Here is a 16,021-nt window from a genome sequence, read left to right as displayed (position 1 = left end):
CGTCCTCCCCGGCGCTACGCCGCAGAACGCGCAAGGCCTAGGGCGCCTCGGCGGTGGTGATGCTGGTGGTGGTCAGGATCGTCTGCGCCACCAGCCGCGGGTCATCGATCATCGGAACGTGACCGGTGTCCGGCAGGATGGCGAACACGGCCTCGGGCAGCCGCGTCCGGGCGATCGGCCCGTGGATGTGTTCGGGAAGAACACGATCGCGTTCCGACCAGGCCACCGTGATCGGGCACGGCAACGGGTCGAGCGCGGCGATCTGCTCGTCGGTGCCGAGCAGATCGGCGGTGACGGTGCATTCCAGCAGGTCGCGTAAGCAGGTCAGGGCCTGCGCCGAGCTGATGCGATCACCGTGCACGGCGATGTTGCGCAGAGCGATTCGCCGGGCCGCCGCACTGCGCAGCGCCAACGGGGCGAGGAAGCCCAGCAGCCGCCCGGTGACCGCCTCCCGGGCGATGCGGCGGGTCGCGGCCGACCGGCTTCCGTCCCCGGCTTCCCAGAACCCCGCCGGTGAGAGCGCGCAGACGGACTCGGCTCGACCGCGACGAGCCAATTCGATCGCCATCCAGCCACCCAGCGAATTGCCCGCGACATGCACCCGGCGCAGCCCCAGCGCGTCCAGCCGCTGCTCGATGTCGTCCACCAGATGCTCGACCCGCGCCGGGCGCCGCAGGGCGGGCGGCCCGCCCCGATGGCCGACGGCGGTGGGCGTGATCACCTCGTGCCGGGCGGCGAGCAAGGGGGTGACGTCGTCCCACACCCGTTCGGACATCGTGACACCGTGCAGGAGAACGAGCGGGGGCTTGCTGGGCATTGGCGTCCCTTCGAGTTCGTAGTGCGATCTCGAAGGTGGATACCACAACCTCACCTACGGTGGCAGCGGAAACCCCGACTTCTGCGAGATATCACCAAGTTTGCTCGCCGGAATGCTGCGGCCGCAACGGTATCGCCCTCCCGCCCGCGCCGAGCCGGCTCCCACCCCGGCCGGAAGACGCCGGATCCCGCTGACCGGCGCCGCGCCATGCTTCAGGTGCGAGGCGATCGGAACCACACCGAAGGTCGGATCGGCGAAAGTTCGACCCGGCCGAGAGCAGAGGCGCGCGGCCGGGAATGTCCGTCCGCTCAGACGGCTTCCGGCCGCCAAGTGGCGACCGCCCAGATCACGACGATGTTCAACGCGATCACCAGAACCGACCATGCCGGGTAGTACGGCAACCACATGAAGTTCGCGATGATCGACAGGGCGGCCAGGACGATCGCCACCACCCGCGCCCACGTGGCGCCGGTCATCAGACCCAGCGCCGCGACGACCAGGAGAATGCCGATGACGATGTGGATCCAGCCCCACGTCGTGGTGTCGAACTTGTAGACGTAGTCGGTGCCGACGACGATCAGGTCGTCCTCGGCGACGGCGGAGATGCCCTCGAAGATCGACAGCACACCGACGGTCAGCAACAGGATCGCGGCCGCTATGGACGTGCCCGCCGCGATGCCACGGCGGACGGGGTGTGGCTCCGGTTCGGTCATGTGCGTCATCGGTCGCCCCCTTTCTCGGGAAACAGTGGACAGGCGTCTTCCGAATGTCCACCAGTCCCACCGTCCGGCACTTCACCCGTTTCGGGTGACTCCGATATTTCGCGGTCTCGCGAAATGAAAATTCCATAACGACCACTCACGATCCGATCGAGCAAACTACACACCGGGTAAGTTCCGCTACCGAGGCGTGGTAGTGATCTGTCAGCACACGGCCCGGGAGGCACGGTGACCACCTCGCACGTCCCCGCTCTACGCCCCGTCCCCGCCGCGGCGGAATCCGTCACCGAGATACCCGCGTTTCCGTTCACCCCGATCCCCCGGCCCGATCTGTACGCCGCCGCCGACGGCGTGTCGAACACTCGCGACGGACACGTGCTGCTGATCTGCGCACCGGCCGGGGCCGGGAAGTCGGTACTGGTGGCCGATTGGGCCGCCCGGCACGCCGCGGGTACGTCCGATGTCGCCTGGGTGACCGTCACCGAGCAGCTCGACGACGCGACCGCGCTGTGGACCGTGCTGCACACCCGCTTCGATATCGCGAACACGACCCGCACCGGCCCGCCGGCCGCGCAGGCAGCGGCGCTCGCCGACCCGCTGGCCGCGCGCACGACGCCGACGGTTCTCGTGCTCGACGACGCCCATCTGCTCACCGATCCGCTCGCGCTCGCCGGTATCGAGTACTTCCTGCAGCATGCCCCGGCGAACGTGACGACGGTGCTGTGCGCCCGCTTCGCTCCGCCGCTGCGCTGGCACTTGCTCGAGCTGCATTCGCGACTGACCCGGTGGGGTCCGAGTGAACTCGCCTTCACCCCGGCGCAGATCGATGCGCTGTGCCGTGACCACGGCTGCGCGCTCACCGGCGACGAACTCGCGACGCTGCACGCCCTGACCCGGGGCTGGGCCGCCCTCGTGCGCATCGCCGCGACCCATCTGGCCGCCAGATCCGACGACCGAGCCGCTGCGCTCACTGTTCTCGCGCGCCCGGCGCGCGTGGTCGCCGATTTCCTGAGGAGCGAGCTCGTCGAGGCACTGCCGCCCGCACTGCGCCGGTTCCTCACCTACACCAGCATTCCGGTTTCCTTCACCGAGCAGCTCGCCGACGAACTCCTCGGCGGTGGCGCGGGGCACTTTCTGCACGAACTCGATCGGATCGACTTCCCCATCGATTCCCACGTGCGCGACGGCGAGGTCTGGTTCTCCTGTCATCCGCTGGTGCGCGCACACTTCCTCGCCGAAGCCCGCCGCCTCGGACCGGACCTGTGCGCGGAGCTGCATCGCCGGGCGGCCCGCTGGTTGCGGTCCGCAGGGCTGCCCGCCACGGCGCTTCCGCATCAGCTCGCGGGCGCGGACCGCGATCAGCTGTGCGAATTCCTGTCCACGTGTGCGCTGCGCATGGTTCTCGACGGGAGGGGCGCGACGCTGTTCGATCAACTGGGCCGTTCAGCGCCCGCTTTGCTCGACGATCCGTTCCTGTGGCTGGTGCGCGTCGTCGACGCCCTCGTCACGGGCAGCACCGCCGCCGCGGTGGCGTGCCTGGACACCGCCGCGGCGCGGCGCGCCGCCAAGATCTCCTTCGCCTCGCCCGAACGGCTGGACGCACTCACCCTCGCCGCGACGATCGACGTCGCGGCGACCACCGGGGCCGACCTTCCCGGTTTCCCGGACCGCGTCTCGCCGACCGGCGATCCTGATCTCGACGCGTACACCGAGATCCAGATCGCCACCGCCTTCGTCGCCGGTGGCGCCGTCGCTCGCGGCGAACAGTTGCTGCACTCGGCGCTCGCACTCGCCGAGCACGCGGGCCGCCCCCGCTCGGTGCTGCGTGCGCTGACCCGGCTGGCCTTCGCCGCCGACGCCGTCGACGCCGCCACCGCGATGCGCGAGCGCGCGGCACGTGCGCTGGTGATCGCCGAGGAACACGGGCTGCTGGGGACGACCGACGCCGTCCAGGCGACGTCGGTGGCCGCCTACGGCGCCTACCTGCAAGGCGAGACGCCCGAGGCGGCGCAGATCGCGTCCGTTCTCACCGAGCGGGCCGAGCCCGACGGATCATGCGGCCCTGCCGCCGGATGGCGCGGTCACGTCGTGGGCCGCTTGCTGGATCTCGAGCGGGCCGAGGAGCAGTCCGCGGCGGTCGACGCGCTGCGTCGCAGCCTGCTGGTCCTGCTGGAGCGCAAGACGGTGCCCGCCACGACGGGCAGCCTGATCCTGCCGGTGGTGTGGGCGCTGCTGCGCGTGCACGACGCCAGGACCGCGCAACTGCTGGTCGAACGCGCCCGCGGCATCGTCGGAGAGCTTCCCGAGGTGCGGTTGGCCGATGCGGCGCTGCACGCCGCGGCCGATCGCCGCAAGGCGACCTGCGCCGTCCTCGAACCGCTGCTGGACCGTGCCGGCGACCTGCGTCCGGTCAGCGCCGTCACCGGGTGGCTGCTGTACTCCGCGGCGCAACACGAGTCCAGGGCGCCGGCCAAAGCCCTCACCGCGCTGGAGAACGCGCTCGGTTCCGCCACGCCCCACCGGCTGTTGCGGCCGTTCCTCGACGTGCCCGCCGCGATGCCCTTGCTGGACAGTTACGCGGGCCGGCTCGGCCGGGCGGAGAGCTTCGCGGCGACGATCCGGCGTCACCCCGCGGCGCGGCGCAGGCCCGCCTACCCCGCTTTGACCCACACCGAGATGACCGTGCTCAAGCAACTGCCTTCCGGCCGCACCGCCCAGCAGATCGCCGCGGACCTCGGTGTGTCGGTCAACACCGTCAAGACGCACCTGCGCGGCATCTACGGCAAGCTGGGCACCAATTCCCGCGTCGAGGCCCTCGACCACGCGCGCCGGGGCGGGCTGCTCTGACACCGGAGCGCCGCTCGCGGCCCCTTCCCGTCCTCGGGCACGGCCTTAGGCTGATGTATGTCTCTCTCACGTCGAGAACTGTTCCGAGTCGGCGCCGCGGGGTCGGCCGCGGTACTGGCGGGAACCGCGGCGGCGAGCAGTGCACGGTTTCCCGCCCCGCGCCGGCTCGGCGATCCGTTCGCGCTGGGCGTCGCCTCCGGCGATCCCGCACCCGACGGCGTGGTGCTGTGGACGCGGCTGGCGCCGGACCCGCTGGCGCCGGACGGCCTCGGCGGCATGGCGGTGGATCCGGTCACGGTCGATTACGAGGTGGCGCACGACGAGCAGTTCCGCCGGGTGGTGGCGCGCGGGTCGGCGGTGGCCACCCGCGCACTCGGCCACAGCGTGCATCCGGAGGTGCACGGATTGGCGCCGGATCGCTGGTACTTCTATCGGTTCCGGGTGGGCTCGGCGGTGTCTCCGGTGGGGCGCACCCGCACCGCCCCGGCGCCCGGGCAGGCCCTGGCGCGGCTGCGCTTCGCCTTCGCCTCCTGCCAGTCGTGGAGTTCCGGCTACTACACCGCCTACGAGCACCTGAGCCGGGAAGATCTGGATCTGGTCGTGCATCTGGGCGACTACATCTACGAGCGGGCGTGGGTGCGCGGGCGGGCGGGGGTCGCGATGGGGCCGAACTTCCGCGACGAGGCCGTCGACCTGCCCGGCTACCGGCTGCGTTACGCGCTGTACAAATCGGAGCAGCCGCTGCGCGCCGCACACGCCGCGTTCCCGTGGCTGGTCACCATGGACGATCACGAGGTCGACAACAACTGGGCCGCGGGCGCGCCCGGCATCGGCCTCGACATCTGGCGCGTCCCCGCCCTGTTCCGCCGCCGCCGCGCCGCCGCCTTCCAGGCCATGTACGAGCACCAGCCACTGCGCCTGGCGCAGCTGCCGTCCGTGGCGGGCATCCGGCTGCATCGCCGCTTCCGGTTCGGCGATCTGGCCGAGATCACCATGCTCGACACTCGCCAATACCGCACACCGCAGGCATGCGGCGGCGCCGTGGTCGGCGGCTGCACCGATAGATTCTCCCCCGGCCGCACCATTCTCGGTGCGCAGCAACGGGATTGGCTGATCGACGGCCTGACCTACTCCCCCGCGCGCTGGCAGGTCCTCGGCAACCAGGTGGGCATGAGCCAGAACGATTCCGACCCGGGCCCGCAGGTCAGCGTCTCCACCGACGCCTGGGACGGCTACGTCGCCGACCGCAACGCCGTACTGGACGCCGCGGCGACCCGCGGCGCCGCGAACCTGGTGGTGATCACCGGCGACCGGCACGAGAACCAGGCCGCCGACCTGCGGCGCGACTACGCCGATGCCGAATCACCGGTCGTGGCGGCGGAATTCACCGGCACCTCGATCACCAGCAACGGCGACGGAACCGACCTCAGCGACAAAGGCCGCCGGCTGCTCGCGGCGAACCCGGACATCAAGTTCTTCAACGCCCAACGCGGCTATGTCCGGGTCGAACTCGACCACAAGATATGGCGCAACGACTTTCGCGTCGTTCCCTACGTCCGCCATCCGGGCGCGCCCATCCACACACGAGCCGGTTATGTCGTCCAGGACGGCATTCCGGGGGTCGTCGAAGCGTGGAGTCCCGGCCGTCCACCTGCGCCGTCGCCCGCGCCCGACGCCGCCGGTCAGGCCGGCGCCGACCGCGGCCACCGTTGACGAGGTCGCCCCGGCAGCCGAAAGCGCTCAGGAGCTCGCGGGCTCCGAACGCAGGATCAGCACGGTGATCTCGCTCGGGGCGAACACTCGCAGCTGCGGCCCCCAGAAGCCCGTCCCCCGGCTGGTGTAGAGCTGCGTGCGCTCGCCGTGGCGGCTCAGCCCGGCGACGGCGGGCTGATCGAGGCGAACCAGATAGTGGAAGGGCCAGATCTGGCCACCATGGGTGTGACCGGAGATCTGCAGCGCCACACCCGCCGCCACGGCCTCCGCGATCTGCTTGGGCTGGTGGGCGAGCAGGACGACCGGCGCGTCCGGATCCGCTCCCGCGAGCGCGGCGGTCAGGTCGGGACCGTGCCCGGGCAAGGCGATGCCGGTGGGATCATCGATGCCCGCGATCACCAGCTGATCGTCGCCGCGGCGCACGACTTCGTGCCGGTTGTGCAGCGGTTGCCAGCCGAGCGAGGTCATGTGGTCGATCCAGCCCTGGGCGTCACCGAAGTATTCGTGATTGCCGGTGATGTAGAACCGGCCGAGTTCGGCCTCGACCTTGCCGAGCGGATCCACCTGCGCGTGCCGCTTCGCCACCGATCCGTCCGCGAGATCGCCCGCGTGACAGGCGATGTCGGGCCGCTGCGCGTTCACCACCTCGACCACCCGTTCCGACCAGCGCAGCCGGTCGAGCGCGGCGTAATGGGTGTCGGTCACGACGACCATGCGCAGTCCGTCCAGCGCGGGGCCCAGACCCGGAATGGACACCTCCAGGGTGCGCACCCGCGGTACCCGGCGCGCCTCGACCACACCCCACACCACCAGCACCGTCGCGGCCGCGAGCACACCCGCCGCGACGATCCGGGAGCGAGCCGGGTCGGCCACTCCCGCGACGGTCAGTCCGGCGCGCGCGAGATTGCCGAGCACCGACCAGCTGAACAGCACCCACATCACGCCGAGCAACGTGTCGCCGACGATCGAGGCCGCGTCCGACTGCGCCGGTCCGTGACCGAGGAACATCGACGCGGGCAGGCCGACGAATCCGAGCAGGAACAGCGCGGAACCCAGCCAGAACAGCGGTCCGGATTCCGCGGTGGGTGCGGCTACCAGCGTCCACCAGGGCAGCAGGAACAACACGGCGGGAATCGCCAGGAACAACAACAGGCGGGGCACATACTTCAAGAGGGCTCGTCCTCGGGCGCGGGTGCAGCGCGCGGTCCCTCTCCGGCGCCATGGGCGTTTTCGACGATAGCAGCGGTCACGCCACACCGAGCCGGTCGGCGGCGACGGCGAGATCCTTGTCACCACGGCCGGACAGGCACAGCACGATCAGCGAGTCCGCGGGAATCTCGCCGCGCGCCGCCATCTCCATCAGATAGCCGACGGCGTGAGCGGATTCGAGTGCGGCGAGGATCCCTTCGGTGTGGCTGAGGGCCTGCATGCCGCGTAGGGCGACCGCGTCGGTGGCGGCCCGGTACAGCACCCGGCCGCTGTCCTTCAGGTGGCTGAGTTCGGGACCGACGCCCGGATAGTCCAGCCCAGCGGCGATGCTGTGGGTGCGCGCGATCTGGCCGTCCTCGTCCTGCAACAGATAGCTGTAGGAGCCGTCGATCTCACCCGGGCTGCCCATGCAGAGGGTCGCGGCGTGCTCGCCGGTATCCACCCCGAGCCCGGCGGCCTCCACCCCGATCAACGCCACCCGCGGGTCGTCGGCGAACGGATGGAAGACCCCGATGGCGTTGCTGCCGCCGCCCACACAGGCCAGCACGTAGTCGGGCATCCTGCCCTCGGCGCGTGCGATCTGGTACCTGGTCTCCGTCCCGATCACCGTCTGGAAATCACGCACGATCCGCGGGTACGGCGCGGGCCCCGCCGCGGTGCCGAACAGGTAGTGGGTGGTGTCCACATCGGCCACCCAATCGCGGACCGACTCGCTGATCGCCTCCTTCAGCCGCCGCGAACCGCTGTCCACCGGCCGGACTTCGGCGCCGAGCAGCTTCATCCGCACCACGTTCGACGCCTGGCGCCGCATGTCTTCGGTGCCCATATAGACCACGCAGGTCAATCCGAGCATCGCCGACACCGTCGCCACCGCGACGCCGTGCTGGCCCGCGCCGGTCTCGGCGACGATCCGCTTCTTGCCCATCCGCCGGGCGAGCAACGCCTGCCCGAGCGCGTTGTTGATCTTGTGGGCACCGGTGTGGGCCATGTCCTCGCGCTTGAGATACACCCGGGCGCCCGGCACACCCAGCAACTCCCCGAACCGCGGTACCCGGTGCAGCAACGTGGGCCTGCCGACACGGTCGCGCAACAGCTCCCGGTACTCGGCGACGAAACCCGGGTCGGCGCAGGCGAGGCGGTAGGCGTCCTCCAAGGCCAGTAGCGCGGCCATCAGGCCCTCGGGAACGAATCTGCCGCCGAACACGCCGAACCGCCCGCGTTCGTCGGGAAACATCTCGTGACGGGATCCGCTCACCGCCACGTCATGGTCAATCCTCATCAACACCAACGCTTTCACCGCCAAAGAGCCGACGGGTCAGTCTGTTCCGCTAGCGCTAGCACAACCCGACGGGTTGGCAACAAGCGAGTTAACAGACTAAATCGTTCGGATGGCTAAGGTGTTCTCACTGGTGGAGGCGATCGATCCGGCCGGGCACCTCGCCCTGGCTACCGGTCGGCAGGCACCGTGGCGGAGACCTGGGCGACCAGTCGCCACGGGCGCTCGGTATCGGTGGTGGCCTTGCCGCTGGTGAGGATCGCGCCGGACAGCCCACGAGCCGGGTCGGCCCAGCCGTACTGGGTGGTCAATCCGCTACGCCCGAAATGCGATCCGGTGTCGCGGCCGAATTTCGACCTGCGCCCGCCGAGTTCGAAGCCGGCTCGGCTGACGCGTCCGGCCACACCGGGTATCCAGCGCGCCGGGCGCACCGCCTCCTCCAGCGTCTCCGTCCGGATGATGCGGCGGCCGTCGGGTGCGCCGTGGACGAGAATCTCGTAGAACCGCGACAACTCGGACGCGGTGGTGATCAGATTGCCCGAGGGCAACTCGGCGGTGAGGAACGCGTCGGTCGCCGCGCGCGACGCACGGTCCATGCGCCCGCCGACCGCCTTGCGCGCCAGATAGCTCGCAGTCCGAGAGGGAGCCGGACCGGTTTTCACGCTCGGCACGACCTTGCCGAGGTCCTCGGGTCGCACGCCGAAGTTGGTCCAGCGGAATCCGAACGGCTCGAGCACCTGCTCGGCGAGATGCTCGCGCATCCGCTTGCCGGTCGCGCGCCGCACCAGCAGGCGCAGCACCAATCCCAGGGTGAGCGCGTGGTACACACGGAAACGTCCCGGCTTCCAGCTCGGCACCAGGTCGGCCAGCGCGCGCACGGCCAATTCCTCGTCGAGTACCAGGTCGACGCCCTGATACGGAGCCGGGACGAAAGGGATCCCGGCGGAATGCGAGAGCACCTCACCGATCGTGATGGCGGCCTTGCCGTTCGCCGCGAACTCCGGGATATAGCCGGACACCGGATCGTCGAGGGCGAAAGCACCCTGCTCGACGAGCATGAACATCAGCGCACCGGCCACGCCCTTCGCGGTCGAGAAGCCGCAGAACGGCGTGTCGGGAGTGGCCGGGACACGCACCGCCTCCGGCCCGTCGCCCGGCGCGTTGCCCCAGCCGTGGCCGATGGCGCGGTTCAGGGCGATCTCGCCGTCGCGGCGCAGGCAGACCTGGATCGCGGGAGTGGTGCCCAGGCGGTACCACGCCTGCACCGACTCCCACAGGGACTCCACGTCGGCGCGGCTGAGGCCGATCGCCGCGGGATCGTCTTCCGGACCTCGGGTCGTGACGGTCTCCAGGTCGTCGACGATAGCGACCGAGCCGGCCGTTGGTGCGCTCACCCGGCCAGCTTATCCACCGTCGGCGGGAGCCGCCGGTGCCCGGCGCGGCTCACAGCGGCGCCGCTTGCCACCACTGGTCGAACAGGTCCTGGCCGGTATGGTGATCCCAGGACACGTCGATGACGAGCCACGCCCGCGCCGGATCGTCGAATCCGGCTGTGAGCAGTCCCGTGTTGCCGCCCGGGTAGTGACTCCAGCGCACCCGCCCGGACCCGGACGGTCTACGCCAGGTGTCCCGGCGCGTGGTGTCGTTGTCGATATCGGTCTCGAACGTCGAGTCGCGCCGGGGGTCCCCGCGCCGGAAAGACCACACATACCAGTGGATTCCGTTGTCTTGGCGGCACTCGAGCGCGGGGGCGCCGCCGTTGTTGACCACGTCGATGCCGGTGCAGCGCGCGCCCTGGTACCCGGCCCCCTCGGGTGTCGCCGGAAGCAGGCCGGGGAACAGCGCGACCAGTTCGGCATCGCGTCCCCAGGCGGACGAGGCGACGGCCGTGGTGGCGGTCGAAGGCGTTGCGGGGGCCGCGGATGTGGCGGGCGCGGTCGCGCTCCCGGGGATCGCCACGCCGGGGACGGTGCCCGAACGAAGGAGCAGCGCACCGGCGAGCACCAGCAGCACAACCAGCACGGCGGCCGTGGGCAGCAGTGCCCGAGGCGGCATCCGGGCGGGCCGCGGGGGCGCGACGGGTTGCGGGCGGGGCGGCGCGGACGGCGAGGCGAGGGCCGCGGCGGCAGCGGTGGCCAGCGCACGGCAACTGTCGTAGCGGTCCGCGGGACGCTTCGCCATGGCGGTGGCGATGACGCTGTCCAGCGCCGCGGGCAGGGCCGGATCGGTCGCCGAGGGTCGCGGCGGAGGTTCGGCCAGATGCGCCCGCAGCACCGCAGCGGGGGTGGGTCGCGCGAACGGCACGGCGCCGGTGAGCATCTGGTAGAACGTCGCGCCGAGGGCGTACACGTCGCAGCGATGGTCGAGCGGCTCGCCCCGGATCTGTTCGGGTGCCACGTAGCCGAGCGTCGCGATGAGCGCCCCGGCGGCGGTCAGCCCGCTGGTGTCGTCGCGGCTGCGCGCGATGCCGAAATCGGTGACGAAGACGTGGTCGCGTCCATCGTCTCCGGTGGTGACCAGCAGGTTGGCCGGTTTGACGTCACGGTGCAGCAGGCCGCGCCGATGCGCGGCGTCGAGCCCCTCGGCGGCTTGGGCGAGGATCTCGACGGCCCGGCTCGTCGGCAGCGCGCCCGACCACTGCTCGAGCAGTCGCGCCACGTCCGAACCCGCTACGTAGCGCATCGACATCCACAGCTGGTCCTCGTCGCTGCCGCGGTCGTAGAGCTCCACGATGTTCGGATGGTCGAGCCGGGCCGCCAGTTCGGCCTCGCGCTGGAATCGGGCGCGGAATTCGAAGTCCGCCGCCGCCGCGGGGTCCAGGACCTTCAGCGCGACCGAACGCGGCAGTCGGGGATGACGCGCCAGATACACCGTCCCCATGCCGCCCGACCCGAGCGTGCGCTCGATGCGGTACCCGGCGAACACCGAGCCTGGGCGCAGTGTCATGCCCTTCCCGTCCTCGGTTCAGATCGGCGCACCGGCCCACCATCTGTCGTACACGTCCTGGCCGCCGTTGCCGCCGGAAGCACCGACGGTGCAGAAGTCGCGGTGGTCGGTGAAGGCCACGTCCAGCAGCCCGAACCCGGCGAGGCTGTCGGTGGCCCAGCGGACCGTGCCTGTGCCCGATGGCCGGGTCCACGGTTGTTCGTGCAGGTCGGCGCGGCCGAGGGTATCGGAGGTGTAGGTCACCGGTCGGCGGGACGGGTCGCAGCGGATGTTGACGTTGATGCCGTCGTCGGTGGCGGCCGGGCAGTGCAGCCAGGCGCCGCGGTCGTCGTTGAGAGCGCAGCGAATCCCTTGATACCCCACGCCTTCGGGGTCGGCGGGCAGCAGGTTCGGGAACGCCTCGACGATGTAGGCGGCCGGGCCCCAAGCCGACGCGACCGGGGTGCTGGTGGGCGCAGCGGTGGTCGTGGGCTGCGCGACCGTCGACGAGGGGGCGGCGATGGGATGTCCGCCGGATCGTTCGCCGGTGCGCAGCACGATCACCGCCGAGGTCGCGAGGACGATCGAGGCGACCGCCCCGGCGAGCAGCGCCGTCCGTCGGTAACCCGTGCGGGCCGGTGGTGGCCGGTCGGCGGAAGCGGGCGGCGCCGGCGGTGGCGGTTCGAGCGCCCGGATCGCCGCGGCGGCCAGTTCTCCGCAGCTGTCGTATCTGGCCGCGGGGATCTTCGCCATCGCCCGGGTGACCACTTCGTCGATGGCCGGTGGCAGCGCCGGATTCGCCCGCGACGGGCGCGGCGGCGGTTCGTACAAGTGGGCCTGCAGGACTGCTGCCGGGGTGCGGACGCCGAACGGTGTTGTGCCGGTCAGCATTTCGTACAGCGTGCAGCCGAGGGAGTAGACATCGGCGCGATGGTCGAGCGGACCGCCGGTCAGTTGTTCGGGCGCGGCGTAGGCGAAGCTGGCCAGCACCGATCCCGTAGTGGTCAGCGAAGCGCTCGCGTCCATCGATCGGGCGATCCCGAAATCGGTGATGCGGACCGCGTCCGACCCGTCGTCGGCCGTCGACACCAGGATGTTCGCCGGTTTCACGTCGCGGTGCAGCAGTCCGCCGCGGTGCGCGGCGTCCAGTCCGCGGGCCGCGCCCGCGACGATCCGCACCGCACGCCGAGCGGGCAGCACCGCCGGGCCGCGGCGCACCAACTCCGCGGCGTCCACACCGTCGACATACCGCATGGCGATCCACAGCACGTCGCCCTCGGCGCCGCGGTCGTAGATGGACACGACGTTCGGGTGCTCCAGCCGGGCCGCCAATTCGGCCTCCCGCTCGAATCGAGCCCGGAACTCCGCGTCCGCCCCCAAGTCCGGGTCGAGGATCTTCAACGCGTCCCGGCGCGGCAACCGCGGATGCTCGGCGAGATACACCGCGCCCATCCCACCCGCGCCGATCCGGCGCACGACGCGGTAACCGGCGAAGACCTCGCCCGGTTGCACAGACACGACGCGTCCTCCTCCCTGACCGAGCAGAATACCGGCCGACGCGTCATCCACCGACGCGGGCCGCTGACGCCACTTCCGGCGGGGCAGCGTAGGGCTGCCCCGCCGGAAGTGGCGGGAACGGGCTCGTCGCGAGCGCGTCTCAGGGGATATCTATCAGCGGCCGTGCAGCCAGCTCTCCTTCAATTTCCAGTGGTTGTCCCACCACGCCTGCACGGTGGCCGGGTCGGCGTTCCAAGGAGGCGGTGGGGACTCGCCCGGGAAGAGGTAGGTGTCGTCGGGCGCGGCGGCGGTGGCCGGCGCCGGAACGGTCGGTTCGGGAGATTCCGTCGGGGTGGGATTGCGCGGGTGCGGCGGTGGTTGCTGCTCCGCGGGCGGCGGTACGGGAGGCACGATGGGCGGGATGGGCAACTGGGCCTGAGCCTCCGCCGCCGGGTGCGGCGGAGGTGGCGGCGGGATCGGCGGTTCGGGATACGGCTCGGGAGTGGATGCCGATTCCGGCAACACGGCCACCGGGGCTTGCTCGGCCGCGGGCGCCGGGGGCACCGCCGCCGGATTCGGTTCGGCGAGCTGAGCGGCGGGAACGGGCGCCTGCGCGGGCCCGCTGATCGCGGCATCGGCCGGGCGGTCCTCGCGCGCCTGCACGACGGCGACGGCCGCTCCGCCCAGCAGGGCGGCAACGGCCGCTCCGGCCAGGATCACACGGCCGCCATGTCGGCGACCGGCCGCCGCCGGTGCCACCGGTGCGCTCCGGAACGGAGCGGCCGCGACCAACGCCGCGCCGTAGGCCGCGGCGTTGGCATGGTCGGGCGCCGCCATGACGGGTACGGCGAGCGCGAGCCGCACCGCGGCGACCACGTCCGGGTCACCCGCCGACGAGCCGCACAAGACCACGGCGTCGGGCAGCAGCCCATCCGCCGCTACCGCGGACCGGATTCGATCGGTCGCCAGGCCGGCGGTATCGGCGTCGACGACACCGGACGACCACCCGCCGCAGCTGAGAATTCCGTTCCGTTCCGGACCGGTCACGAGGTAGCACGTGTGGTAGCCGACGAACTCGAGCACCAGCACGGTGCCGTACTGCGCCAGGCCGGGGATGTCCTCGATCATCGCCAGCAGCGCTGTTTTCGCCGACACGAGCGACGACGATCGCCACGATGCCGATGACAGTTGCGACACGATTGCTCGACGCTCGGCCACGGTTCGGTACGCCACGGCGACGTCATCGATTTCGGTGCCGGCCTCGGCCTCGGCCTCGGCCGTCAACGCTTCGAGTGTGGCGGCCACCGATGCGGCGGTCGAGTGCTCGACCGGCTGCTCGATCTCCCGCAGCACGTCCGGCCTGGTGCCTCGTTGCGCCGTGGACGAGAGCATCACCCCGCGCACCACGGCCTGTTCTGCTGATATTCCGACTGTGGCCCTCATGGGATCACCTCTGCTCGACCGGTCTCGGACGGGTTCGTCACGGCGGTCGCCGACGATCGGCCCAGGTTCGGATCCGGGCCACACGCTCGCCGAACGTCCGCCGCACGAGATGACGCCCTCGAGACCACGACGGCAAGCCCTGACCGGTAGGTGCGGGCGTGCCCGGAGGTGAATGGCCTCCTCGGCGCCGCTGGCAGATGCCACGCGATAGCTACCGATCAGAATACGTCCGTTCGCGCGGTCCGGATACGGCTTCGAGGCCGCGTCGCGCGCAATATGGGCACAATCGTGACGAAGTCATTCGACGCCGTTTCCGGGACGGTCTCCCAAGCGACGTCACTGTGCCTCGGTACGACGACCCGCGATTATTACGGTGCGATCAGGCCGGGTGGCATCGCTCGCAGACGTTTGCGAACGATCGCGGCAGATAGCCCGCCCCGGACCAACGTCTCTTCGCCCCCTGCGACCGGCGTCGCAGGGTCCACCGTGGGTGCACCAGTAGCTGGACGCAGAGCGCGCGCCCGAATGCGAGAACCCGCGGTTACCGGAGGGGACGGAGTCAGCCCGCAGGCGGGGGCGGGGGTGGGCCCGGAAGAGGGATGACGATGCCGAACGGCAGGGTGATTCCGGGCGGGGGTGTCGGTGTGGGCGCGGGTTCGGCGTCGGGCACCGGCTCGGGTTCGGGTTCCGGCGCGGGCGGCGTGGTGATGGCGGGTTCGGGGTCGCGCGGTCCGGTGTTCGGCTCCGGGGCGACAGGTGCGGGGCCGATGGCGGCCTCGGTCTCGGGTTGCGTGCACTCGGCCGCACGGGCGTCGGCGGGTCCGGCGTTACCGGCCGCTTCGGGGCTGGTAGCGCCGGGGTTCGGTAGCTGCCCGGGCGCCGCGCCGTACGGTTGCCCGGGCGCGAGCGGGGTGCGTGCCATGCCGGGCTGCCCCGGTTGCGGCATCGGCGCGGGGACAGGTTGCGCGACGCACGGATTCACCGGTGGCGGCGGCGGGCAGAAGATGCCGCACGGAATGGGCGGCAGACCGGGAAGCGTGATCATCACCTGCGTCGGCGCCTGCTGCCGCGGCGCGGGCACGGGCGTCCGCGGCGACTCGACGGGTGCGGGCACCGCCGTGGTCACCGCTGTCATCGGGGAACGGGGATCCACCGGGGCTGCCGCACCCGGCGGCACCAGGTCCGGCGAGATGCGCACCTGCGTAGGCGAACCCCCGGTCCGATACGCCGCCGCCCAACTCAGCACATTCGCCGCATACGCCATCGAGTTGTTGTACCGCAACACCGCACGCAACTCCTGCGACGGATCCCGCAGATCCAAACCCCCCGAACACAAATACTTCCCCGCAGCCAACGCCGCGTCGAACACATTATGCGGATCGGCCACCCCGTCCCCATTACCGTCCGCGCCATACGCCCCCCACGTCCCCGGCAAGAACTGCATCGGACCCAACGCCCGCACAAACCCCCCATCCGCAGCCTTGATCACCTCATTACCCGGCAAACTCCCATCCAACGCCGGACCGAAAATCGGCGACACCGTCGTACCCGCCGCATCCGTACGCCCACCCCGCG

At 71.1% G+C, this 16,021-nt stretch carries 11 protein-coding genes; 2 read left to right on the top strand and 9 right to left on the bottom strand.

The features are described from left to right. Positions 1-37: 37 nt before the first annotated feature. A complete protein-coding gene (locus ACGF7Y_RS22280; RefSeq protein ID WP_393236503.1) occupies positions 38-817 on the bottom strand; it encodes an alpha/beta fold hydrolase in 780 nt (259 codons plus the stop codon). Positions 818-1,125: 308 nt separating this feature from the next. Continuing rightward, the gene (locus ACGF7Y_RS22275) at positions 1,126-1,539 is read right to left on the bottom strand and encodes a hypothetical protein (RefSeq protein WP_393236502.1); all 414 of its coding nucleotides are present in this window, start codon (positions 1,537-1,539) and stop codon (positions 1,126-1,128) included. 225 nt (positions 1,540-1,764) lie between these two features. Here ACGF7Y_RS22275 and ACGF7Y_RS22270 point away from each other — a divergent pair, with 225 nt between their 5' ends. Next, positions 1,765-4,383: a LuxR C-terminal-related transcriptional regulator gene (locus ACGF7Y_RS22270; RefSeq protein ID WP_393236501.1), complete on the top strand. Its 2,619-nt coding sequence runs from the start codon at positions 1,765-1,767 to the stop codon at positions 4,381-4,383. A 57-nt stretch (positions 4,384-4,440) separates the two neighbouring features. Beyond that, positions 4,441-6,096, top strand: coding sequence for an alkaline phosphatase D family protein (locus ACGF7Y_RS22265; protein ID WP_393236500.1), 1,656 nt, complete (start codon positions 4,441-4,443; stop codon positions 6,094-6,096). 27 nt (positions 6,097-6,123) lie between these two features. On the opposite strand, the gene ACGF7Y_RS22260 is transcribed toward ACGF7Y_RS22265, so the two are convergent. From ACGF7Y_RS22260 to ACGF7Y_RS22230, 7 genes are all read right to left on the bottom strand, one after another. Next, entirely contained in the window at positions 6,124-7,266 is a 1,143-nt protein-coding gene (locus ACGF7Y_RS22260; protein ID WP_393236499.1) for a metallophosphoesterase, read from the bottom strand. A 76-nt stretch (positions 7,267-7,342) separates the two neighbouring features. Next, positions 7,343-8,584, bottom strand: coding sequence for a tryptophan synthase subunit beta (gene trpB / locus ACGF7Y_RS22255; protein ID WP_393236498.1), 1,242 nt, complete (start codon positions 8,582-8,584; stop codon positions 7,343-7,345). A 167-nt stretch (positions 8,585-8,751) separates the two neighbouring features. Beyond that, the gene (locus tag ACGF7Y_RS22250) at positions 8,752-9,975 is read right to left on the bottom strand and encodes a serine hydrolase (protein ID WP_393236497.1); all 1,224 of its coding nucleotides are present in this window, start codon (positions 9,973-9,975) and stop codon (positions 8,752-8,754) included. A gap of 49 nt (positions 9,976-10,024) precedes the next feature. Beyond that, positions 10,025-11,527, bottom strand: a complete 1,503-nt coding sequence (locus tag ACGF7Y_RS22245; RefSeq protein ID WP_393236496.1) for a serine/threonine-protein kinase — start codon at positions 11,525-11,527, stop codon at positions 10,025-10,027. An 18-nt stretch (positions 11,528-11,545) separates the two neighbouring features. Next, positions 11,546-13,024, bottom strand: a complete 1,479-nt coding sequence (locus ACGF7Y_RS22240; protein WP_393236495.1) for a protein kinase — start codon at positions 13,022-13,024, stop codon at positions 11,546-11,548. A 153-nt stretch (positions 13,025-13,177) separates the two neighbouring features. Continuing rightward, complete coding sequence (locus ACGF7Y_RS22235) at positions 13,178-14,446, bottom strand: hypothetical protein (protein WP_393236494.1); 1,269 nt, start codon at positions 14,444-14,446, stop codon at positions 13,178-13,180. A gap of 559 nt (positions 14,447-15,005) precedes the next feature. Then, positions 15,006-15,890 (bottom strand): hypothetical protein, encoded by an 885-nt coding sequence (locus tag ACGF7Y_RS22230; RefSeq protein WP_393236660.1) that lies wholly within the window; start codon positions 15,888-15,890, stop codon positions 15,006-15,008. Between the last annotated feature and the right edge of the window lie 131 nt (positions 15,891-16,021).

Source organism: Nocardia sp. NPDC047654 (assembly GCF_043205035.1).
In the GTDB taxonomy this organism is placed as follows: Bacteria; Actinomycetota; Actinomycetes; order Mycobacteriales; family Mycobacteriaceae; genus Nocardia.
This window is presented reverse-complemented; position numbering and strand designations above follow the sequence as displayed.